Origin of the sequence: Faecalibacterium sp. BIOML-A1, assembly GCF_009679715.1 — a bacterium.
Lineage (GTDB): Bacteria > Bacillota > Clostridia > Oscillospirales > Ruminococcaceae > Faecalibacterium > Faecalibacterium taiwanense.
Window position 1 is genome coordinate 103,483 of sequence record NZ_WKZJ01000009.1, and the last position, 20,007, is coordinate 123,489.

20 protein-coding genes are annotated in these 20,007 nt (G+C 58.0%); 11 read left to right on the top strand and 9 right to left on the bottom strand.

All coding sequences use genetic code 11. The annotated features are described in order from the left end of the window. Nucleotides 1-91 precede the first annotated feature (91 nt). Complete coding sequence (locus tag GKG36_RS10605; RefSeq protein WP_154260627.1) at nucleotides 92-1,882, top strand: ABC transporter ATP-binding protein; 1,791 nt, start codon at nucleotides 92-94, stop codon at nucleotides 1,880-1,882. 80 nt (nucleotides 1,883-1,962) lie between these two features. Here GKG36_RS10605 and GKG36_RS10610 read toward each other — a convergent pair whose 3' ends face one another. The 6 genes from GKG36_RS10610 to GKG36_RS10635 form a co-directional block, all read right to left on the bottom strand. Continuing rightward, nucleotides 1,963-2,913 (bottom strand): ROK family glucokinase, encoded by a 951-nt coding sequence (locus tag GKG36_RS10610; RefSeq protein WP_154260629.1) that lies wholly within the window; start codon nucleotides 2,911-2,913, stop codon nucleotides 1,963-1,965. 149 nt (nucleotides 2,914-3,062) lie between these two features. Next, nucleotides 3,063-3,947, bottom strand: a complete 885-nt coding sequence (locus GKG36_RS10615) for a fumarylacetoacetate hydrolase family protein (protein ID WP_097774273.1) — start codon at nucleotides 3,945-3,947, stop codon at nucleotides 3,063-3,065. Nucleotides 3,948-3,961: 14 nt separating this feature from the next. Next, nucleotides 3,962-4,513, bottom strand: a complete 552-nt coding sequence (locus GKG36_RS10620) for a DJ-1 family glyoxalase III (RefSeq protein ID WP_154260631.1) — start codon at nucleotides 4,511-4,513, stop codon at nucleotides 3,962-3,964. Between the two features lie 161 nt (nucleotides 4,514-4,674). After that, nucleotides 4,675-4,974, bottom strand: coding sequence for a YerC/YecD family TrpR-related protein (locus tag GKG36_RS10625; RefSeq protein WP_005937644.1), 300 nt, complete (start codon nucleotides 4,972-4,974; stop codon nucleotides 4,675-4,677). Nucleotides 4,975-5,076: 102 nt separating this feature from the next. Continuing rightward, the gene (locus GKG36_RS10630; RefSeq protein ID WP_097776984.1) at nucleotides 5,077-5,571 is read right to left on the bottom strand and encodes a GNAT family N-acetyltransferase; all 495 of its coding nucleotides are present in this window, start codon (nucleotides 5,569-5,571) and stop codon (nucleotides 5,077-5,079) included. Between the two features lie 8 nt (nucleotides 5,572-5,579). Continuing rightward, nucleotides 5,580-6,101, bottom strand: a complete 522-nt coding sequence (locus tag GKG36_RS10635; RefSeq protein WP_154260633.1) for a nitroreductase — start codon at nucleotides 6,099-6,101, stop codon at nucleotides 5,580-5,582. Nucleotides 6,102-6,325: 224 nt separating this feature from the next. Between GKG36_RS10635 and GKG36_RS10640 the strand changes: the two genes are divergently transcribed. Together GKG36_RS10640 and GKG36_RS10645 are read left to right on the top strand one after the other, a co-directional pair. Then, complete coding sequence (locus GKG36_RS10640) at nucleotides 6,326-6,919, top strand: RICIN domain-containing protein (RefSeq protein ID WP_097781238.1); 594 nt, start codon at nucleotides 6,326-6,328, stop codon at nucleotides 6,917-6,919. Between the two features lie 164 nt (nucleotides 6,920-7,083). Next, a complete protein-coding gene (locus GKG36_RS10645; RefSeq protein ID WP_044953245.1) occupies nucleotides 7,084-7,593 on the top strand; it encodes an 8-oxo-dGTP diphosphatase in 510 nt (169 codons plus the stop codon). Between the two features lie 116 nt (nucleotides 7,594-7,709). On the opposite strand, the gene GKG36_RS10650 is transcribed toward GKG36_RS10645, so the two are convergent. Further along, the gene (locus GKG36_RS10650; protein WP_005937634.1) at nucleotides 7,710-8,768 is read right to left on the bottom strand and encodes a PTS sugar transporter subunit IIC; all 1,059 of its coding nucleotides are present in this window, start codon (nucleotides 8,766-8,768) and stop codon (nucleotides 7,710-7,712) included. A gap of 342 nt (nucleotides 8,769-9,110) precedes the next feature. On the opposite strand from GKG36_RS10650, the gene GKG36_RS10655 reads away from it, so the two are divergent. The 8 genes from GKG36_RS10655 (at nucleotide 9,111) to GKG36_RS10690 (ending at nucleotide 18,438) form a co-directional block, all read left to right on the top strand. Beyond that, nucleotides 9,111-10,307, top strand: coding sequence for a GH25 family lysozyme (locus GKG36_RS10655; protein WP_243139059.1), 1,197 nt, complete (start codon nucleotides 9,111-9,113; stop codon nucleotides 10,305-10,307). A gap of 14 nt (nucleotides 10,308-10,321) precedes the next feature. Continuing rightward, nucleotides 10,322-11,179, top strand: a complete 858-nt coding sequence (locus tag GKG36_RS10660; protein ID WP_154260636.1) for an HAD family hydrolase — start codon at nucleotides 10,322-10,324, stop codon at nucleotides 11,177-11,179. A 364-nt stretch (nucleotides 11,180-11,543) separates the two neighbouring features. Then, nucleotides 11,544-12,266: a DUF4830 domain-containing protein gene (locus GKG36_RS10665; protein WP_005937622.1), complete on the top strand. Its 723-nt coding sequence runs from the start codon at nucleotides 11,544-11,546 to the stop codon at nucleotides 12,264-12,266. 293 nt (nucleotides 12,267-12,559) lie between these two features. Then, nucleotides 12,560-12,823, top strand: a complete 264-nt coding sequence (locus GKG36_RS10670; protein WP_005937619.1) for an HPr family phosphocarrier protein — start codon at nucleotides 12,560-12,562, stop codon at nucleotides 12,821-12,823. Between the two features lie 106 nt (nucleotides 12,824-12,929). Next, nucleotides 12,930-14,570: a phosphoenolpyruvate--protein phosphotransferase gene (gene ptsP / locus GKG36_RS10675; RefSeq protein ID WP_154260638.1), complete on the top strand. Its 1,641-nt coding sequence runs from the start codon at nucleotides 12,930-12,932 to the stop codon at nucleotides 14,568-14,570. A 183-nt stretch (nucleotides 14,571-14,753) separates the two neighbouring features. Further along, entirely contained in the window at nucleotides 14,754-15,935 is a 1,182-nt protein-coding gene (locus GKG36_RS10680; RefSeq protein WP_005937613.1) for a cation diffusion facilitator family transporter, read from the top strand. 19 nt (nucleotides 15,936-15,954) lie between these two features. Then, entirely contained in the window at nucleotides 15,955-17,142 is a 1,188-nt protein-coding gene (locus GKG36_RS10685) for a pyridoxal phosphate-dependent aminotransferase (RefSeq protein WP_154260640.1), read from the top strand. Between the two features lie 84 nt (nucleotides 17,143-17,226). Beyond that, nucleotides 17,227-18,438 (top strand): NADP-dependent isocitrate dehydrogenase, encoded by a 1,212-nt coding sequence (locus tag GKG36_RS10690; RefSeq protein ID WP_097776995.1) that lies wholly within the window; start codon nucleotides 17,227-17,229, stop codon nucleotides 18,436-18,438. Nucleotides 18,439-18,542: 104 nt separating this feature from the next. Here GKG36_RS10690 and GKG36_RS10695 read toward each other — a convergent pair whose 3' ends face one another. Further along, on the bottom strand, nucleotides 18,543-18,950 hold the full coding sequence (locus GKG36_RS10695) for a hypothetical protein (RefSeq protein ID WP_097781243.1): 408 nt from the start codon (nucleotides 18,948-18,950) through the stop codon (nucleotides 18,543-18,545). Nucleotides 18,951-18,987: 37 nt separating this feature from the next. Beyond that, nucleotides 18,988-19,743, bottom strand: a complete 756-nt coding sequence (aroD, locus tag GKG36_RS10700) for a type I 3-dehydroquinate dehydratase (protein WP_154260642.1) — start codon at nucleotides 19,741-19,743, stop codon at nucleotides 18,988-18,990. Nucleotides 19,744-20,007 lie beyond the last annotated feature (264 nt).

Here is a 20,007-nt window from a genome sequence, read left to right on the forward strand (position 1 = left end):
TGTACAGCTTCCCGAAAGATGCAAAGGCTCCCCCTCTCGGGGGAGCTGGCGAACGAAGTGAGCCTGAGAGGGCTTTACAACAGGAGGAACCATGTCAAAAACCAAAATCAACGACCCCGGGGCGCACCACGCAGGCAGCGGTGCGCTGATCCGGCGGTTTCTGCCCTATCTGGCAAAGTACAAAATGACCCTGTTTCTGGACCTGTTCTGTGCAGCGCTGACCACCCTGTGTGACATCGTGCTGCCCAAGATCATGAGCACCATCACCAACGCCGCCATGGGCGTGGGCATCACTCTGACGGTGGGCATCGTGCTGCGGCTGGCAGCACTCTATTTTGTGCTGCGCATCATCGACGGTGCAGCCAGCTATTACATGTCCAGCATCGGTCATATCATGGGCGTGCACATCGAGACGGATATGCGCCGCGATGCCTTTGACCACCTGCTCAAGCTGGACCACACCTACTACAACAACACCAAGGTGGGCACCATCATGGGCCGCATCACCAACGACCTGTTCGATGTGACCGAGTTTGCCCACCACTGCCCGGAGGAATTTTTCATTGCGGCCATCAAGATCGTGGTGTCCTTTATTATCCTGTGCCGGGCCAGTGTGCCGCTGACGCTGGCGGTGTTCGCCTGCGTGCCGCTGATGGGCGTGGTGTCCGTTTACCTGAACGGACGGCTGCGGGCGCGGTTCCGCCAGCAGCGCGTGCAGATCGGCGAGCTGAACTCCACCATCGAGGACAGCCTGCTGGGGCAGGGTGTCGTGAAGGCCTTTGCCGCCGAGGATGAGGAACGCGAGAAGTTTGCAAAGGGCAACAAGGATTTTGAGCAGATCAAGACTCTCGGCTACTACGCCATGGGTGCCTTCAACACCTCCACCCGCCTGTTCGACGGCCTGATGTATCTGGTGGTCATTCTGGCAGGCGGCCTCTCGCTGGTGTACGGCAGGATCACCGCCGGTGACATGGTGGCCTATATGCTGTACGTCACCACCCTCATTGCCACCATCCGCCGCATCGTGGAGTTTGCCGAGCAGTTCCAGCGCGGCATGACCGGCATCGAGCGCTTTGCCGAGATCATGGACACCCCTGTGACCATCGGCGATGTCCCGGATGCGGTACCGCTGCAGCCCGGCCCCGGTGACATCCGGTTTGAAAACGTCAGCTTTGAGTACCCGGACGACCACAACAAGGTGCTGCACAACGTCAGTCTGGATATCCGGCCGGGCGAACGGCTGGCGCTGGTCGGCCCCTCGGGCGGCGGCAAGACCACCCTGTGCAACCTCATCCCCCGCTTCTACGAAGTGACCAGCGGCCGCATCCTGATCGACGGGCAGGATATCCGCCATGTCACCCTGAAAAGCCTGCGGCAGGATATCGGCATCGTGCAGCAGGACGTGTATCTGTTCAGCGGCACGGTGGCCCAGAACATCGCCTACGGCAAGCCCGGCGCCACCCGCGAAGAGATCATGGAAGCGGCGCGTCTGGCCGGGGCGGAAAAGTTCATTCTGGCCCTGAAGGATGGCTTTGATACCTATGTGGGTGAGCGCGGTGTCAAGCTCTCCGGCGGACAGAAGCAGCGCATCGCCATTGCGCGGGTGTTCCTGAAGAACCCGCCCATCCTCATTCTGGACGAGGCCACCAGCGCACTGGACAACGAAAGCGAGATCCTGGTGGGCCAGAGCCTTGAAAAGCTGGCCCATGGCCGCACCACCCTGACCATCGCCCACCGCCTGACCACCATCAAGGATTACGACCGCATCCTTGTGCTGGGCGAAGAGGGCATCGTAGAATCCGGCACCCACGACCAGCTGCTGGCAAAGCAGGGCGTCTACTACCGCCTGTGGAATCAGCTGCCGGGGGAAGATACGCTGTAAATTTTATTGAACGTACAAAGAAAAACCCGGAAACGACCGTCGTTTCCGGGTTTTTAAGTTTCTGAAAAAATACCGCTGAATTATTCACCCACGATCAGGCGCACAGAACCATAGATACCGGCATCGTTGCCAAGGATGGCGGGCACGATAGGGGTCTCACGGCAGGACTTGAAGGCATAGACCTTGAAATGCTCCCGCAGCGGGGCAAACAGCACATCACCGGCGCGGGATACGCCGCCGCCCACCATGAACATCTCCGGGTCCACGGTGGCGGCAATGGTCGCCAGCGCCATGCCAAGGGTATCGGTCATCTCGTCCACCTCGCGGGCGGCAAGGGCGTCGCCATTGCGGGCGGCATCAAACACGTCCTTGGCGGCAAACTCGGTGCCGCGCAGGGTGCAGGGGGTGTCCGGGTTCTCGTCCAGCAGCTTCTTCATGCAGCGCACAACGCCCGTAGCACTGGAATACTGCTCCAGACATCCGTGCTTGCCGCAGCCGCAGGCGGCGGTCTCGTGGCGGTCCACCGTGATGTGGCCGATCTCGCCGCCGGCACCGTGGGTGCCATCGATGACCTTGCCGTTGACGATGACGCCGCCGCCCACGCCGGTGCCCAGCGTGACCATGACTGCGCTGCGGCAGCCCTTGGCTGCACCCATCCAGATCTCGCCCAGAGCAGCCACGTTGGCGTCATTGCCCACAAGGACCCGGATGCCGCCCAGCATGGTGCTCAGCTCTTCGGCTACATTATGCTTGCCCCAGCCGCCGAGGTTTGCGCAGATGATGGGCACAATGCGGCTGTCCAGCACAGGGCCGGGCACGCCCACGCCCACGCCTTCCACCTGAGCGGCGGCAAGGCCTTTTTCCTGCATCTTGCCCTGCACGGCAGCGGCCAGATTTTCCAGAATGTGTTCACCGGCGTTGGAGGTGTCGGTGGGAACTTCCCACTTTTCCAGCAGCTCGCCGGTGGTCTTGAACAGGCCGATCTTGGCGGTGGTACCGCCCAGATCGATGCCGAATGCGTATTCCTTCATAGTTCATTTACCCCTTCTGCGGCCCGGGACCGCATTTTTCATTCATACAAGTCAGTATAGCACACCCGCTCCGAAAAGAGCAGTGCCGCTGCGGATTTTCATGCAAACAGACGGAAAACGCAACGGATATTTGGCACAAATGCCAGTGCTCACCGCACGGTGTTGGTCAGGCTGCCAATGCCGTCGATCTCACAGCGCACCGTGTCGCCGGGCTTCAGAAACTGCGGCGGGTCCATGCCCATGCCCACGCCTGCCGGGGTGCCGGTGGCAATGATGGTGCCGGCCTTCAGGGTCATGCCCTGAGTCAGCTCGTGGATCACGTGGTCGATATCAAAGATCTGCAGGCCGGTGTTCGAGTCCTGCCGCTTTTCGCCGTTGACGAAGCTTCGGATGCCGAGCTTGGGCGGGTAGGTGTCGAATTCGTCTGCGGTAACGATGCAGGGGCCGATGGGCGTGAAGCCGTCCAGACTTTTGCCGAAATACCACTGCTTGTGGGCGGTCTGCACATCGCGGGCGGAAACATCGTTCAGGATGGTGTAGCCGAACACATAGTCTTTTGTCTGCCCGGCGGGCACATCCCTGGCATCTTTGCCCAGAACCACAGCCAGTTCGCATTCGTAGTCCAGCTTCTGCACAAGGTCAGTGTGAGCTTCAATAAAGCCGCCGTCCGGCACAGCGCGGGAAACGCGCTTGGAAAAATAAATGGCATCCTGATGTTTGGTTGCAAAGGCATCGGCAGAGTATTTCTCCGCTTCGTCCGAGTGGGCCATGTAGTTGATGCCAAGGCACACCACATCCTGCGCCGGGCAGGGAATAGGGCTTTGCAGCTGCACGGCATCCACGGGCAGGGCCGGGATGCCCGCAATGGCAAGCTGCAGGCCTGCCCGCACCTGCGGGGTCAGAAAGGGGATGGCATCGGACAAGGTTTCATAGGAAAGGCCCAGCCAGCTCAGCGGCCAGATCTGTGTGCCGTCCGGCGAAAGAATGGCCGGATCTTCCACGCCGTCCGGCAGGCGGCAGGTAACAAAACGCATACTGACTCCCTCCCTCAGTGGCGGTAGGCGATGGCGTTCTGGATGCGGTCGGCCTCAGCCTGCCCGGCCAGCTGGCGCACCAGCTCCAGCGCAAAGGGGATGGCACCGCCCAGACCGTAGCTGGTGGTGATATTGCCGTCCACTACCACTTCGGTATCCAGCACCTCGGCACCGGCCAATTTGTCTTGGAAACCGGCGTGCGCCGTGGCTTTTCTGCCCTCCAGCAGGCCGAGAGATGCCAGCACGCTGGGTGCTGCGCAGATGGCAGCTACCTTTTTGCCGCTCTTTGCAAAGGAAACGCAGGTGTCGGTAACGGTCTTGTTGGCGGCAAGGTTCGGGGTGCCGGGGATGCCGCCGGGCAGCACCACTATGTCCACATCCGAATAATCCACCTCTTCGGCCAGTGCGTCGGCGGTGATATGCACCTTGTGGCTGCTCACGATCTCGCGGCTGCCGGATGCGCTGGCCACGGTCACCTCCACCTTGGCGCGGCGCAGCAGATCGACCACCAGCAGGGCTTCACATTCCTCGGTGCCCTCGGCAAAAAATACAACAGCTTTGCTCATGAAAATCAAACCTCCCTGATTTCTGATGAAGACGGCACATCTGCGCCGCATGAGGAAAAACGATAGAAGTACCCCGCTGGCGTGGGGACTTCTGCCTTCCCGGTTGAATGATAAAAGCCGCATACCGCACGGGCGGCACGCGGCATGGTTTGTGTGGAAGTTCAGTTTTGATCGTCGGCAGCTTTTTCCGCTTCCAGCAAGGCGCGTAACACGCTGTCGTTGGCACTCAGCACCCGGCTTACCCGGCTGATGATGGCGCTGGATGCACCGGTCTTATCCATGATCTCGGTGTAGATGCGCTTGTCCACCAGCATTTCGGCAATGTTGTAGCGCTGCTCCATTGCGCTCAGCTCGGAATAGCTGCACACATCCTGTAAAAAACGGTAGCACTGTTCCGGGGTCTTGAGCTGCAAAAATGCCTGATACAGACCGGACTGGCCGGTAGGATGATCTTTTGCCATGTTGTTCTCCTTTTTTGCAGATGCCGCCCACAGGCAGACACTTTATTACACTACACCAGTGTAGTACAAACGGGGAGAAATTTCAATAGCATTTGCGGCTTTTTAGCCCAGCGTGTGCTCAAACACCACTTCGTCCCGGGGGACGGTGCCGTTTTCCTGCTCGGCGGGCTTTAAATTGCGGTAGCGCAGGGCCTTGAAGAACTGCTGCACCGGCAGGGCCTTGGCGTGCACGGTGCACCACACACGGCCCTTGCCCTCGCCGCGGGCCAGCCGCTCGCAGGAGAGCACGATGTCCCGGCCCAGTGCCTTGCCGCGGTATTCGGGCCTGAGGTACAGGTGCATCAGATGCAGGGCGGTGTTCTCCATCTTCCACGCAAAGTAGCCGATGGTCTTGCCGCCCAGAACCACGAGGAAGTAGTTCACATCGTTGTCGATGTCCTCCTCAATGGCATCGGCGCTCTGCAGCTCTTCCACAAGGGTGTCCAGCTGCTTTGCGGGGTAATAGCGCTTGTACACCTCATGCCAGAGTTCACTGGCAAGGTCGGCGGTGGCGTGGATATATTTGGCCTTGGCGACCAGCTTGTAATCAGGCTTCATAGTTCTCCTTACACTTTTACAATATAATCCGGCTTGCGGGGTGCTGCGGGCTTGGGGTCTGCAGCAGGGTAGCCCAGAATGCAGTGGCCGATGCCGACCCAATCGCCCTCGATGCCCCACTGCCGGAGCAGGGCCTTGCCCTCTTCTGTTTCAAACTCTTCCTTTGCGCGGTTGATCCAGCAGCTGCCCAGCCCCAGCGAAGCTGCAGCCAGCATCAGGTTGCCCATGACAAGGCTGCCGTCGGGTACGGCATTTGCGGCGTGAGCATCGGCCAGCACCACCAGAATGGTGGGAGCGCCGTACATGGGGTCGGTGTCCCTGCCCATGACAGCGGCGTTCATGCGGGTGAGCTGGGCGCGGGCGGCAGCGTCCTGCACGACCACGATCTTTGCGCTCTGGCGGCCCATGGCGCTGGCGGCGTAGGTGCCGGCTTCCAGCACGGCATCCAGTTCTTCGTTTGTGATCTGCTCCGGCTTATAGGCACGGCAGCTGCGGCGGTTTTTGATGGTTTCCAAGGTTTCGTTGGTCATAGCAATTCCCTCCCTTAAAACATGTGCCTTTATTGTATCACAACAAAGGCCGGAGTGCAAAGAGAAACCAGCAGGAAACGCTTTTGTTGCACGTAAACGTTATCGTTGCGGGAATCATGTCAAAATGCACAATAAAACGTAAAAAGATTATGGAAAAGCATTCTTGCTGCCAAAGGACAAATACGCTATAATAGGGCTACCAAACTGGAAAGGAGTCGTGCTCTATGGCAAAGGCATCGCAGGCAGTCATTCTGGAAAATGAATTTTATATCATCAAAGCCCCCAATGGAAAGGTACTGGAAGTAAAGAACTTCAACACCGAGAACGGCGCGGCCATCCAGCTGTGGAGCTATGCAGGCCATCCGTGGCAGCAGTGGCAGTTCGTGGATGCAGGCGAGGGCCGCTGGCGCATCTGCAACCGCTTTACCGGCAAGATGATGGATCTGGCCCTTGGCGGTGTGGTGGAGGGCACATGGCTGCACCAGTGGGACCGTACCAGCGGGCTGAGTCAGTGCTGGGCGCTGGAGCCCACCCGCAGCGGGCGCACCCGCATCCGCAATGTGCTGGCGGATAAATACATCGACCTTGTGGGTATGAACACCTCCAACGGCGCACAGGCCCAGATCTGGAACTTTGTGGCCGGCGGCAATCAGGAGTGGACGCTGGAACGCATCGATCCGGACACCGCCCAGAGCGGCCGCCGCGCTGAGGAGGCCAAAGACCCGCAGCCCACGCCCAGCCAGCGCAAGCATCAGAACGACCTTGTGCGCAAGCTGAACAATGCGGGCAAGGGAAGAGCAAGCCGGAAGGGGCAATGATTTTAAATTGCCGCCGCGTTGCTCTGGCATATTCAGAGGAAAAAGTTATTTTTGGTTTGCACCCCCGGCAAAGCCTGCGGGCTTTGCCGGGGGTGTTTTTTCACGGGAGGGGCCGCAGCGAAAAACGGCATTTTCCACAAAAACAAAATCAAAAGGAGAACGCAATGAATCTAGGAGCCTTCATGAACCCGGAATTTCCCATTTTCAGCACCACGCTGTGCTATCTGGAACGGGACGATGCCTACCTGATGCTGCACCGTATCAAAAAGCAGGACGACTACAACCACGACAAATGGATCGGTGTAGGCGGAAAGTTTGAGCGGTTTGAAAGCCCGGAGGACTGTCTGCTGCGGGAAGTGAAGGAGGAAACCGGCCTGACGCTGAAGCGCTTCCGCGCCCGGGGTCTGCTGACCTTTATTTGGGGCAACATGACCGAGTTCATCCACCTGTACACCGCTGATGAATGGACGGGCGAGATGGTGCAGGGCGATGCCTGCAGGGAAGGCGTGCTGGAATGGGTGCCGAAGGATAAGGCGGCTGAACTGCCCATCTGGGAGGGCGACAAAATCTTCTTCCGGCTGCTGAATGAGGAACGGCCTTATTTCTCCCTCAAGCTGGTGTATGAAGGCGACACCCTCACGCAGGCAGTGCTGGACGGGAAACGGATCGTTTGAGCGCTTCCTGTGCAGAGCGTCGTCACGTGTTTAACCGTGAAAAGACAAATCCCGGCAGACCGCAGCCTGCCGGGATTTGCTCTATCAAAAAGCAAAAAGAATTTTCCGCTTAAAAATCAGTTCAGCTTCAGGTCGCCCTCTTTGATCCAGCCCAGCTTGCGCTCGATCTCGCAGAAGATCACACTCAGCACGGCGGGCAGAACAAAGCACAGCAGCACCATGGCAGCCCAGTCCATCGGGGTGATGGCGGCTTTGGTACCGGCGGCAATGTCGCTGACCCAGCCGGTGTACACGCCGATCTGGCCCACCAGACCGCAGGTGCCCATGCCGGAAGAGACAGCGGCACCGTTCATCTCAAAGTGGAACACACAGGTGGCCAGCGGGCCGGTGATGGCACTGGCCAGTGTGGGCGCGATCCAGATACGGGGGTTCTTGACGATGTTGCCCATCTGCAGCATGCTGGTGCCAAGGCCCTGACTGACCAGACCGCCCACGCCGTTCTCCTTGTAGCTCATCACGGCAAAGCCGATCATCTGGGCGCAGCAGCCTGCTACGGCGGCACCGCCGGCAAGGCCGGTCAGACCCAGCGCGGCGCAGATGGCGGCAGAGGAAATGGGCAGGGTCAGCGCCACGCCTACAATGACGGATACCAGAATGCCCATGACCAGCGGAGCCTGTTCGGTGGCCCACATGATCAGGGTGCCCACCTGACTTGCGGCAGCGCCAATGGGTGCGGCGATCAGCATGGAAAGGCCCACGCCGGAAAAAATGGTCACCAGCGGGGTCACGAGGATGTCCACGCGGGTCTCCTTGCTCACGGCCTTGCCCAGTTCGGAAGCCACGATGGCAATGATGAGCACGGCCAGCGGGCCGCCTGCGCCGCCCAGAGCATTGGCCGAGTAGCCTACGGTGATCAGGCTGAACAGAACCAGCGGCGGGCAGTGCAGTGCCCAGCCAATGGCGCAGGCCATGGCCGGGCCGCTCATGGCCGTGGCGTAGCCGCCAAGGTCTACCAGCACGTCAAGGCCGGTCTGCTGGCCCAGCGTCTTGATGATGGTGCCAATCAGCAGGCTGGCAAACAGGCCCTGCGCCATGGCACCCAGCGCTTCAATGAGATAGCGCTGCGGGGTGATGACGATATCCTTGCGTTTTAAGAAATCTTTCACATTTGACATGAGAAACTGCCTTTCTGTTTCAAGATGGTGGATTCAATGCAAAAACTGCATGTCAAGTATAATACCATACACATGTCAAGACAACAAGACAAAATGCTGATTTTGCTGGAAATATCTGCAATTTTTGGCTTTGTGCAATGTTTTTGCGGGCTGAGACGTATCTATTTTGGAGCATTTTCTGATACCGGGGCGGCAGCTTTTCGGAGCTGCGCTTTGCAGTGTGCGGCAATTGACGGGGGCTTGCCCGCGGGTGTATACTGAAAGAGTATTGAGAAGATGAAACGCTGCCCTTTTTGCGAAGGGCGGCATCCCGATAAAAATACATGAGGTATGGAGCACAGCATGAAAAAAACGTTCTGGAATAAACTGACTGCCCGCAGCACCCGCGGCAAAACGCGGTGTGCAGCGGCAGTTCTGGCATTGGCAATGACCTTTTCAATGGGCGCACCGCTGGCACTGGCTGCACAGCCGGAAGAAAGTACCGCGGCAGTGACCGAGACTGTTTCTGCACAGCAGGAAACGGCAATGCCCACCCTGCAGACGGAGACCCCGGAGCTTGCTGCACAGGACCCGGAAGCGCCGCCTGTACAGGCCACCGAAGCGGAGGAGAACAGCACGAACCAGCACACGCCGGAAAACAGCGTGGTGCTGACACCGGAAGAGATCCGTGCCGCACTGGATGCCGGTGCCATGGATGCCGCCGAGGCCCAGTGCATCGACCTGAGCGATGAGAACGGATTTTTCAGCTGGCTGCTCAATTTCCTGTTCGGCTGGCTGGGCAAGAGCGATACGGAGCCGGTCTATTCCGGCTGGCGCACCTCCGGCGGCAAGACCTACTACTACAGCCAGACCACCAACAAGCCGGTGACCGGCATCCAGTGCATCGACAATAAACTCTATTACTTCAATGCGGACGGTGTGCTGGAAAATGGCAAGACCTTCGGTGTGGATGTTTCCAAGTATCAGAAGAACATCGACTGGAACCAGATCAAAAAGGCAGGCGTGAGCTTTGTGATCGTCCGCATCGGCTACCGCGGCTATGGTGCTTCCGGCACGTTGGTGCTGGACCCCATGTTCGAGGAGCATTTCACCAATGTGAAGAATGCGGGCCTGAAGGTGGGCGTGTATTTCTTCAGTCAGGCCACCACCGAGGAGGAAGCCAAGGAGGAAGCCTTTGCCTGCGCCTACGTACTGAACGGACGCAAGCTGGATTACCCCATCTTCTTTGACACCGAAGCATCCGGCGCTTCCAATGGTTCCGGCCGCGCCGACGGTCTGGGTATGGAGGACCGCACCAAGTGCGCCATCGCCTTCTGTGAGGAGGTCAAGGCACAGGGCTATAAACCCGGTGTGTATGCCTCTACCCTGTGGTACCGCAAGCGTGTCAATCTGAACAGCCTGAAAAAATATACCATCTGGAACGCGCATTATGGTGTTGCCAGCAGCCCCATCGACTGCGCCCTGTGGCAGGGCACCTGCACGGCACGCCTGCCCGGCTATAAGGGCGATATGGACGTGAACATCAGCTACATCGGATAAGTGAGGAAACTGCAATGGACCGCATTCGCCTGATCGCATCGGACATGGACGCGACCCTTCTGGACGAGTACAGCCAGTTGCCGCCAAAGTTTACCGAGACCATCCGTGCACTGGCCGGGCAGGGCATCTTGTTTGCCGCAGCCAGCGGGCGGCCTCTGTACACACTGGAAACGATGTTCCCGGATCTGCTGGAGGAGATCATTCTCATTGGCGACAACGGCGGCGCTGCCCGCTGGAAGGGGAAAGACCTGTTTGTGTCCGAAATGCCTGCCGAGGGCTGGCGGCAGCTGGCCCGCAGCACAAAGCAGGCCGGAGACGTGGGCCTTTTGTGCGGACTGCAGGCGGCCTACGCGGAAAAGCAGGACGAGAAATACGATAAAGTTTTCAAGATTTTTTATACCCGGGTGGAATACGTGGATGACCTGACTGCGGTGGAAGCGGCGGCGGATAAGTTTACCGTCTATCTGCCCAACGACGACTCGCAGAAAGCCTTCGACCGGATCTACGGCGCATTCCACACCGGAAATGGCGGTGCATTCTCGGTGGCAGTGGCAGGCAGAAACTGGGTGGACGTGATGAACCCAGGTGTGCACAAGGGTGCAGCACTGGCAAAGGTGGGTGCACTGCTGGGCATTCCGGCCGACAGCATGATGGCCTTTGGTGACACCTACAACGATGCCGAGATGCTCACCACCGCGAAGTACGGCTTTTTGATGGAGAACGGCAGCGGACCGCTGCGGGCGCAGGTGCCGTTTCTGGCACCGTCCCACCGGGAATACGGCGTGATGCAGGTGCTGAAACAGGTGCTCCGCCAGAACGGCGAAGTCTCGCCGGAGGATTTTGTGAAAGCGCACGGAGACGTGACGATTTAGAATTGTCTCCGCTTCACTCTGACAATAATAGAGGAAATAATTATTTTTAGTATTGCAAATCAGCCAGACCTGCGGGTCTGGCTGATTTGCTTTTTCACGGGAAGGGGACGTAACGGGTAGCGGTATTTTGCTGCTGTCGGTTTGCAGCCGTCGTGCAGCAGAAAAAATGCATTTTCCGGCAGCGACTCTTTTTGTAAAAATGCGTTTGGAGCGGCCCGCAGGCCACTCCAAACGCGAAAACAAAATAATATTTCCGCTGAATATGCCCAGAGTGAAACGGCGGGCATTTTAAATCGTCATAACCTGCCCGAACTCTGAATAAATTGTTCTCAGAGCAATAAACAGGCTGGGGAGGCATGGGGATATGTTTGTAGTCACGTTAAGCAAAACGAGCCTGAAAAAACTGGGTCTGGGTGCCATGTGCTGCGCACTGGTGGTGGGCAGTGCTCTGCTGGGCCGGTTCATCAGCAACCGCACCGTTGCGGTCTCGGCGGCGGTGAACAAAATTGAGAGTGCACAGGACATCCAGACATGGTTCACCGGCTACGGTCTGGATGTGGACGGCGCATCCATCACGGCAGACAAGGTCAAGATCCCCCGCAAGTGGGATGACAGCTTTTCGGCCTTCAACGGGGTGGTGCAGCAGAGCGGCATGGACCTTGCACGCTACAAGGGAAAGACCGTGGAAAAATGGACGGCGCTGATCCCGGCGGCAAGCAGCGGCGAGACCAGCCGCTACGGCGTGCTGTTGGTGTACCGCAAAAAGGCCGTGGGAGCTTACCTGCTGGAACGGCCCTCCGGCGTTGTGGTGGGCCTGAAAGACATGCAGGCCGCCATGGCGGAAGCTGAGGCAAAGCAGACTTCCGGCGAGGACTACGAGGGCGACTGGGGTGAGCGCCACGACGAAGAGCTGACCGGCAGCGAACCGGCACAGCAGACCTCCGGCGAGGACTACAGCGGCGATTGGGGCGAACGCCATGACGAGGAATTGACCGCCCAGCAGACCTCCGGTGAGCCGGATGCCGTGCCGCAGGCTGTGCCTTATACGGAACTGCCGCTGGATGCCGAGGGATATCCGGTGGAATAAGCACCGGAACGACCTGCCAAAGCCGGAAACGACCGGGAATAGCTTCGGGATTTGATGCAAAATCAGGTCGCAATTTGCCTAAAATTTGCGCACAAGCAGAAGAAAAAGTGAAATGCGTGCATTTTTGTCACATTTGTATGTTCAATTGTACCAAAATTTTGCATAAAAAATTAGCAATATGAAATGGTGAAAAATTCCCGGCAAGGGTTTATAATAGATGTATCAACCGTGCCGCGGCTCGGCCGCGTCTGGTGCAAGTGCAGAAGCGCCGCACGGGATCAAGTAAGGAGAAAATGATTATGAAGGAATTCCAGTATACCGTTAAGGATGCATGCGGCATCCACGCTCGTCCCGCCGGCCTGCTCGTCAAGACCGTCAAGGGCTTTGCCAGCAGCGCTACCCTGGAAAAGGACGGCAAGAGCTGCGATATGCGCAAGCTGATGGCTCTGATGGGCATGGGCGTCAAGCAGGGTGAGACCGTTACCGTCAAGGTCGAGGGCGACGACGAGGAAGCTGCTGCAGCAGCCATCCAGAAGTTCCTGACCGAGAACGTCTGATTCCGCAGTTAAGATGAGGAAGGCCCTCGCGGGTGAGCTGCGGGGGCTTTTTTTGGACTGTCGGAGCAGTGCGGCCCCGGCACAGATGAAGAAGGAGTAGTGTGCAATGCAGGTAGGCACCGGTAAGAGCATCCTGAATGGCATCGCCATCGGCAAGCTCAAGATCTACAAGAAAAAGGATACTGCCATTTCTGCCGCAGAGGTAGCGGATACCGCAGCGGAAGTGGCGCGTTTTGAAGAAGCGCAGCAGAAGGCCATTGAGCAGCAGACTGCGCTGTATGAAAAGGCACTGGCAGAGGCTGGCGAGGACATCGCCGAGGTGTTCAACATCCACGCCATGATGCTGGAAGACGACGACTTTGTGGATGCCATCAAGGAGATCATCAACAGCCAGAAAAAGTGTGCCGAGTACGCCGTCAAGACGGCAGGCAACAATCAGGCTGCGGTGTTCGCCGCCATGGATGACCCGTATCTGCAGGCCCGCAGTGCAGATGTCATCGATATCGCACAGGCCATTCTGGACATCCTGCAGGGGGTGGACAACGCCAGCCTGCAGGGCACCGAGCCCAGCATTCTGGTCGCGGAGGATCTGGCCCCGTCTGAGACCGTCCGCATGGATAAGAGCCTGCTGCTGGGCTTTATCACCCGTGAGGGCAGCTCCAACAGCCACACCGCCATTCTGGCCCGCAGCATGAACATCCCTGCCCTGATTCAGTGCAAGGATATTCAGGACGACTGGGACGGCAAGATGGCGGTCATCGATGGCTACAACGCCTGCGTTTACGTTGACCCCACCCCCGACCTGCTCAAGAGCCTGAAGAAGCGCCAGCAGGAAGATCAGAAGAAGCAGGCCCTGCTGCAGGAGCTGAAGGGCAAGCCCAACACCACGCTGGACGGCAAGACCATCAATGTCTTTGCCAACATCGGCGGCATGAGCGATGTGGGTGCTGTGCAGCAGAACGATGCCGGCGGCGTAGGCCTGTTCCGCACCGAGTTCGTCTACCTGAACTGCAAGGACTTCCCCACCGAGGACTACCAGTTCGAGGCCTACAAGCAGGTGGTGGAGAGTCTGGCTCCCCGCAAGGTGGTCGTCCGTACCTGTGACATCGGTGCCGATAAGACCGTCGATTACATGAAGCTGGATCACGAGGAGAACCCCGCTCTGGGCTACCGCGCCATCCGCATCTGCCTGATCCGCAGGGACTTCTTCAAGACTCAGCTGCGCGCTCTGCTGCGTGCTTCTGCCTACGGCAACATGAGCATCATGTTCCCCATGATCACCAGCCTGCGGGAGCTGCAGGATGCCAAGGCTGTTCTGGAAGAGTGCCGCGCAGAACTGACCGCCGAGGGCGTGAAGATGGGCCAGAACATCGAGGTCGGCACCATGATCGAGACCCCCGCCGCTGTGCTGATCGCGGACGAGCTGGCTGCCGAGTGCGACTTCTTCTCCATCGGCACCAACGACCTGACCCAGTACACCTGTGCGCTGGACCGCCAGAATGCAAAGCTGGAGCCGTTCTTCAACCCGCACCATCCCGCTGTGCTGCGCGCCATCAAGATGACCATTGAGGCGGGCCACCGCCACGGCATCTGGGTGGGCATCTGCGGTGAGCTGGGCGCAGACACCGCCCTCACCGAGACCTTCCTGCGCATGGGCGTGGACGAGCTGTCCATGAATGCCAAGAGCATCCTGCCGGTGCGCAAGATCATCCGCAGCGTGGACCTGAGCAAGCCTTCTGAGAAGTAATTCATCCGAGAATCCCGGTTTACCGTTCCCATAAAGCTCCCCGGCAGGGCATCCCGCTCTGCCGGGGTCTTTCTATACCGGGCAAAAGTTTTCGGAAAATACTTTAAAACGATAAAGCGAAATGCTATACTATAAGCGATGACAGGGTATGCAGGTGTCCAGCGCTGCCCATGGAGGACCGTTATGACTCAGTTTTTGATTCGTCTTTTCATCCGCCAGCCCGACCATGCGCAGGACCCTAAGGTGCGTGCCGCCTACGGCAACCTTGCCTGCTGGGTGGGCGTGGCATGCAACCTGCTGCTGTGTCTGGGCAAGCTGACCGTGGGCACTCTGTTCGGCTCCATTGCCATCATGGCAGATGCCCTGAACAACCTGTCGGATGCCTCGTCCAACGTGGTCAGTCTGGTGGGCTTCAAGCTGGCCGGCAAGGCCCCGGACGCAGAGCATCCCTTCGGCCATGCCCGGTATGAATATCTGGCGGGGCTGGTAGTCAGCGTGACCATTCTCGGCATCGGCTTTTCGCTGCTGAAGGAATCTGTGGTCAAGGTGCTGCACCCCACCCCGGTGATGTTCAGCTGGCTGACGGTGGCCGTGCTGATCGCATCCATCCTCGTCAAGCTGTGGATGAGCGGCTTCAACCGCACCATCGGGCGTATCATCGGCTCCGAGACCCTCATTGCCACTGCTGCGGACAGCCGCAACGATGTGCTGAGCACCAGCGCGGTGCTCATTGCAGCGGTGCTGTGCCGCGTGACCGGCTGGGATGTGCTGGATGGCCTGATGGGCGTAGGCGTGGCGGCGTTCATCCTGATCTCCGGCTGGGGTCTTGTGATGGATACGCTCAGCCCGCTGCTGGGCGAAAGCCCCAGCGAGGATCTGGTGGACCACATCGAGCAGAAGGTGCTCTCTTATCCCGGCGTGCTGGGAATGCACGATCTGATGGTGCACGACTACGGCCCGGGACACCAGTTCGCCTCCCTGCATGTGGAACTGCCTGCCGAGCAGGACCCGCTGGAGGCACACGACCTGATCGACAACATTGAACGGGATTTTCTAAAGAATGACCGGCTTTTGGTGACCATCCACTACGACCCCATCGTTACCTCGGATGCTGCCGTGGGCGTGTTGCGTGCCCGCCTGACCGAAAAGCTGCGCCAGCTCGACCCGGCCCTTTCGCTGCACGATCTGCGCATCGTGCCGGGCAGGACCCACACCAACGTGCTGTTCGATCTGGTGCTGCCGGCAGGCTATGCAGGGGATAAGGTAGAGCTGCTGGAACAGCTGGAACAGTTCATCAAGGAACAGGATACAGCCTACAGCTGCATCATCAAGGTGGAGCAGAGCTATACGGCTGCCCACAAATAAACTCTCGGGGGAAAGTATTATGCTGAACGAGACTTATCGCGCGATGCTCGGCAATAAGAGCGTCATCCGCGAGACCTTTATGTACGGCAAGCAGCGTGCTGCCGAGATCGGATATGAGAACGTGTTCGATTACTCGCTGGGCAACCCCAGCGTGCCCTGCCCGCAGGAGTTCACTGCCGCCATGCAGGATCTGCTGACCAACGAAGAGCCGGTAAACCTGCACGGCTACTGCCCCAGTCAGGGCGACCCGGGCTTCCGCACCGATGTGGCAGCGCACCTGACAAAGACCTTTGGCCTGCCCTATGAGCAGAAGCACATCTTCCCCACCACCGGTGCGGCGGGTGCCATTGCCCATGCCATCCGTGCGGTCACGCAGCCCGGCGACGAGGTGCTCACCTTTGCGCCCTACTTCCCGGAGTACGGCCCCTATGTGGCGGGCACCGGGGCAGTCCTCAAGGTGGTGCCGCCGCAGGCACCGACCTTCCAGCCCAATCTGGACGCATTCGAGCAGATGATCGGCGAAAAGACCACCTGTGTGCTCATCAACACCCCCAACAACCCCACCGGCGTGGTCTACTCTGCCGGGACGCTCACCCGCATGGCAGAGATCCTGACCGAAAAGAGCCGGGCATTCGGCCACAACATCTTCCTCGTCAGCGATGAGCCCTACCGGGATATCGCATTCGACGGCAAAAAGGTGCCCTACCCGGCGGCGTTCTACCCCCACACTCTCACCTGCTTCTCCTATTCCAAGAGCCTGAGCCTGCCCGGCGAGCGCCTTGGCTATGTGGCGGTGCGTCCGGGCTGTGAAGGCGAGGATGTGCTGGTGGACATGATGGCCCAAATCTCCCGCTTCACCGGCCACAACTGCCCGCCCAGCATCATCCAGCGGGCCGTAAGCCGCTGTCAGGATGTGACCAGTGATCTGAGTGTGTATGAGACCAACATGAACCTGCTGTACGATAAGCTCACCGCGCTGGGCTTTGAGGTGGAGCGCCCCGGCGGTACCTTCTACATCTTCCCCAAGGCTCTGGAAGAGGATGCCAACGCTTTCTGCATGAAGGCCCGGGAGTTTGACCTGCTGCTGGTGCCCAGCGACAGCTTCGGTGTCAGGGGCTATGTGCGCCTTGCCTACTGCATCGATACCGAAAAGGTCAAGCGCAGCCTGCCGGCCCTTGAAAAGCTGGCAGCCGCTTACCGCAAATAAACATTCTGCCGAACTGCCCGCGCGGCATCTGGCAGTGCAGCGCGGCTGGAGAAACGACCCAAAGAGAGGAAAGGGAACCCTGCTATGGAAAAGATCAAAATGACCACGCCCCTCGTCGAGATGGACGGCGACGAAATGACCCGCATTCTGTGGAAGATGATCAAGGACGAACTGATCCTTCCGTTTGTGGACCTCAAGACCGAATATTACGATCTGGGCCTGCCCAACCGCGACGCTACCGCCGACAAGGTGACCATGGATGCCGCCCTTGCCAACAAGAAGTACGGCGTTTCGGTCAAGTGCGCCACCATCACTCCCAATGCCCAGCGCATGGACGAGTATAAGCTGCATGAAATGTGGAAAAGTCCCAACGGCACCATCCGCGCGGTGCTGGACGGCACCGTGTTCCGCGCACCCATCATGATCGACAGCATCAAGCCGGTGGTCAAAAACTGGAAAAAGCCCATCACCATTGCCCGCCACGCCTACGGCGATGTGTACAAGTGCACCGAGTTCCGCATCCCGGGTGCCGGCAAGGCTGAACTGGTGTTCACCGGTGCCGATGGCTCTGAGCAGCGCGCCACCGTGTTTGACTTTGAGGGCGCTGGCGTTCTGCAGGGCCAGTACAACAAGGATGATTCCATCCGCAGCTTTGCCCGCAGCTGCTTCAACTACGCACTGGATGTGAAGCAGGATCTGTGGTTCGGCGCAAAGGATACCATCTCCAAGAAGTACGACCACACCTTCAAGGATATCTTCCAGGAGGTGTATGACACCGAGTATAAGGCAAAGTTCGAGGCCGCAGGCATCACCTACTTCTACAGCCTCATTGACGATATCGTTGCCCGCGTCATTCGCAGCGAGGGCGGCTTTGTCTGGGCCTGCAAGAACTACGACGGTGACGTGATGAGCGATATGGTCTCCACCGCCTTTGGCTCTCTGGCCATGATGACCAGCGTGCTGGTCAGCCCGGACGGCAAGTACGAGTTCGAAGCCGCCCACGGCACCGTCACCCGCCATTACTATAAGTATCTGAAGGGCGAAAAAACCTCCACCAACCCCATGGCTACCATCTTTGCGTGGTCTGGCGCGTTCAAGAAGCGCGGTGAACTGGATGGCCTGCCGGAGCTGGTGAAGTTTGGCGAGGCACTGGAAGCCGCCAGCCTGCAGACCCTGAACGACGGCATCATGACGAAAGACCTGTGCGGTCTGGCTGAGGGCATCACCCCCACCGCCGTGGACAGCGAGGGCTTTATCAAGGCCATCCGCACCCGTCTGGAAGCCAAGCTGGCATAAAACGATTTTCAATATAACATAAAAACCGGAACGATCCACCCGAAAAAGGGAAGATCGTTCCGGTTTGTGTTTTAGGCAGGATGTGCGACAAACTGGAATTTTTGTTATTCTACGATACCTTCAATATAGCTGTAATCAATATTTCCCTTTGTAACAGAATAGAAAAATGGATCTTTTCTAATTGTATCATCTGAATTGATAATAAAATTATTCCAATCGCCTGCCTCGTTGCCATCAGACAAATAAATAGTAACTTTGAAACTATATCCCATATATCCCAAAGACGGCTTTGACCGCTTTAATTCGACGCCATTCAAATTTTCGACAATATGCTGAATCTGCTCTTTGTCGGTAATATGTGTTGCGTTTCCGCTATTGCCATTGAAAACAACTATTTCCATGACCTCATTAGGGTCTAAGTCCATCAAGTCGAGTGGAATATTAAACCATACAACAATGCCCATCAAAAGAATTATCACAACAGACAGCAATATGATGATTTTCTTTTTCATATCAGCTCAACTCCTTTGTCAACTTCCGATTTGTTGGTTACAAATGCAATGCATCCAATACTTCGTTTACGACCTCCAGCGACACCTGCCCCGGTGCACTGGCCTGCCCGGGATTGGCAAAGGTCATGGCGGAGCCAAGGGCTTCGCCGGAAAGGCGGCTCACCGCGCCCAGAGCTCCCATGCTCATGGTAATGATGGGAGTCTCCGGATGCCGGTCGGCCATTTCAGCGGTGGCAGCCAGAAGCTCCAGCACGTCGGTGCGGCTCTGGGGCATCACAGCCAGTTTGGGCAGATCGGCCCCGGCCTGCTGCATGGCAACCATGCGGCTCACCAGTTCGGCGCGCGGCGGCGTTTTATGGAAGTTGTGGCTGGAACACACCACTGCAGCCCCGGCGGTGTGGGCTTCTTCGATCAGCGCGGGAAGCTCTGCGCCTGCAGTGAAAAATTCAATGTCGATCAGATCGGCGCAGTCGGTGGCAAGAACGGTGCGGATAAAATGAAGATACTCTTCGTGGGCCAGAGCGACTTTGCCGCCCTCGGCCTTTGTGCGGAAGGTGAAAAGAAGCAGCTTATCCTTCAAGGCAACACGGAGCTTCGCAGCGCAGTGCACGATAGCCGGAAGGTCTTTTGCACCTTCAAAGCAATCGATACGCCATTCCACACAATCGGCGCGCAATGTGGAAAACTCGGCGGCCTTTTTCAGAATGGCGGTTTCCGTGGGCTCTACAATAGGAATAATAACTTTAGGGCGGCCCTCACCGATGCAGTAGCCGCGGATGTTGACACAGGACATGGCGCTTCTCCCTTATAGAATAAGTATAGCTACCTTACACAGGATGCTGGGGGATGACTCCATAATACGTTTTGCCCGCCGCCTTGTCAAGAAAAAGGCACGTCCTGTAACGGGTGAAAAACAGGGAGATCCTTTATTCTGCAAAGAAATTGGAAAAAATCTGTCAAAAAGTGTTGACAAGGAGGCGGGGGTGTGGTATTATACTTGAGCGCCAAGCGCTGAGGCAAAAGAATGACTTCCGAAGCCTCAGCAGGAAGCCCTTGA

What these genes read in the sequence shown, in the direction of transcription:
- GKG36_RS10605 (WP_154260627.1), top strand. Translation starts at nt 92, where the DNA reads ATGTCAAAAACCAAAATCAACGACCCCGGGGCGCACCACGCAGGCAGC.
- GKG36_RS10610 (WP_154260629.1), bottom strand. Translation starts at nt 2,913, where the DNA reads ATGAAGGAATACGCATTCGGCATCGATCTGGGCGGTACCACCGCCAAG.
- GKG36_RS10615 (WP_097774273.1), bottom strand. Translation starts at nt 3,947, where the DNA reads ATGCGTTTTGTTACCTGCCGCCTGCCGGACGGCGTGGAAGATCCGGCC.
- GKG36_RS10620 (WP_154260631.1), bottom strand. Translation starts at nt 4,513, where the DNA reads ATGAGCAAAGCTGTTGTATTTTTTGCCGAGGGCACCGAGGAATGTGAA.
- GKG36_RS10625 (WP_005937644.1), bottom strand. Translation starts at nt 4,974, where the DNA reads ATGGCAAAAGATCATCCTACCGGCCAGTCCGGTCTGTATCAGGCATTT.
- GKG36_RS10630 (WP_097776984.1), bottom strand. Translation starts at nt 5,571, where the DNA reads ATGAAGCCTGATTACAAGCTGGTCGCCAAGGCCAAATATATCCACGCC.
- GKG36_RS10635 (WP_154260633.1), bottom strand. Translation starts at nt 6,101, where the DNA reads ATGACCAACGAAACCTTGGAAACCATCAAAAACCGCCGCAGCTGCCGT.
- GKG36_RS10640 (WP_097781238.1), top strand. Translation starts at nt 6,326, where the DNA reads ATGGCAAAGGCATCGCAGGCAGTCATTCTGGAAAATGAATTTTATATC.
- GKG36_RS10645 (WP_044953245.1), top strand. Translation starts at nt 7,084, where the DNA reads ATGAATCTAGGAGCCTTCATGAACCCGGAATTTCCCATTTTCAGCACC.
- GKG36_RS10650 (WP_005937634.1), bottom strand. Translation starts at nt 8,768, where the DNA reads ATGTCAAATGTGAAAGATTTCTTAAAACGCAAGGATATCGTCATCACC.
- GKG36_RS10655 (WP_243139059.1), top strand. Translation starts at nt 9,111, where the DNA reads ATGAAAAAAACGTTCTGGAATAAACTGACTGCCCGCAGCACCCGCGGC.
- GKG36_RS10660 (WP_154260636.1), top strand. Translation starts at nt 10,322, where the DNA reads ATGGACCGCATTCGCCTGATCGCATCGGACATGGACGCGACCCTTCTG.
- GKG36_RS10665 (WP_005937622.1), top strand. Translation starts at nt 11,544, where the DNA reads ATGTTTGTAGTCACGTTAAGCAAAACGAGCCTGAAAAAACTGGGTCTG.
- GKG36_RS10670 (WP_005937619.1), top strand. Translation starts at nt 12,560, where the DNA reads ATGATTATGAAGGAATTCCAGTATACCGTTAAGGATGCATGCGGCATC.
- ptsP (WP_154260638.1), top strand. Translation starts at nt 12,930, where the DNA reads ATGCAGGTAGGCACCGGTAAGAGCATCCTGAATGGCATCGCCATCGGC.
- GKG36_RS10680 (WP_005937613.1), top strand. Translation starts at nt 14,754, where the DNA reads ATGACTCAGTTTTTGATTCGTCTTTTCATCCGCCAGCCCGACCATGCG.
- GKG36_RS10685 (WP_154260640.1), top strand. Translation starts at nt 15,955, where the DNA reads ATGCTGAACGAGACTTATCGCGCGATGCTCGGCAATAAGAGCGTCATC.
- GKG36_RS10690 (WP_097776995.1), top strand. Translation starts at nt 17,227, where the DNA reads ATGGAAAAGATCAAAATGACCACGCCCCTCGTCGAGATGGACGGCGAC.
- GKG36_RS10695 (WP_097781243.1), bottom strand. Translation starts at nt 18,950, where the DNA reads ATGAAAAAGAAAATCATCATATTGCTGTCTGTTGTGATAATTCTTTTG.
- aroD (WP_154260642.1), bottom strand. Translation starts at nt 19,743, where the DNA reads ATGTCCTGTGTCAACATCCGCGGCTACTGCATCGGTGAGGGCCGCCCT.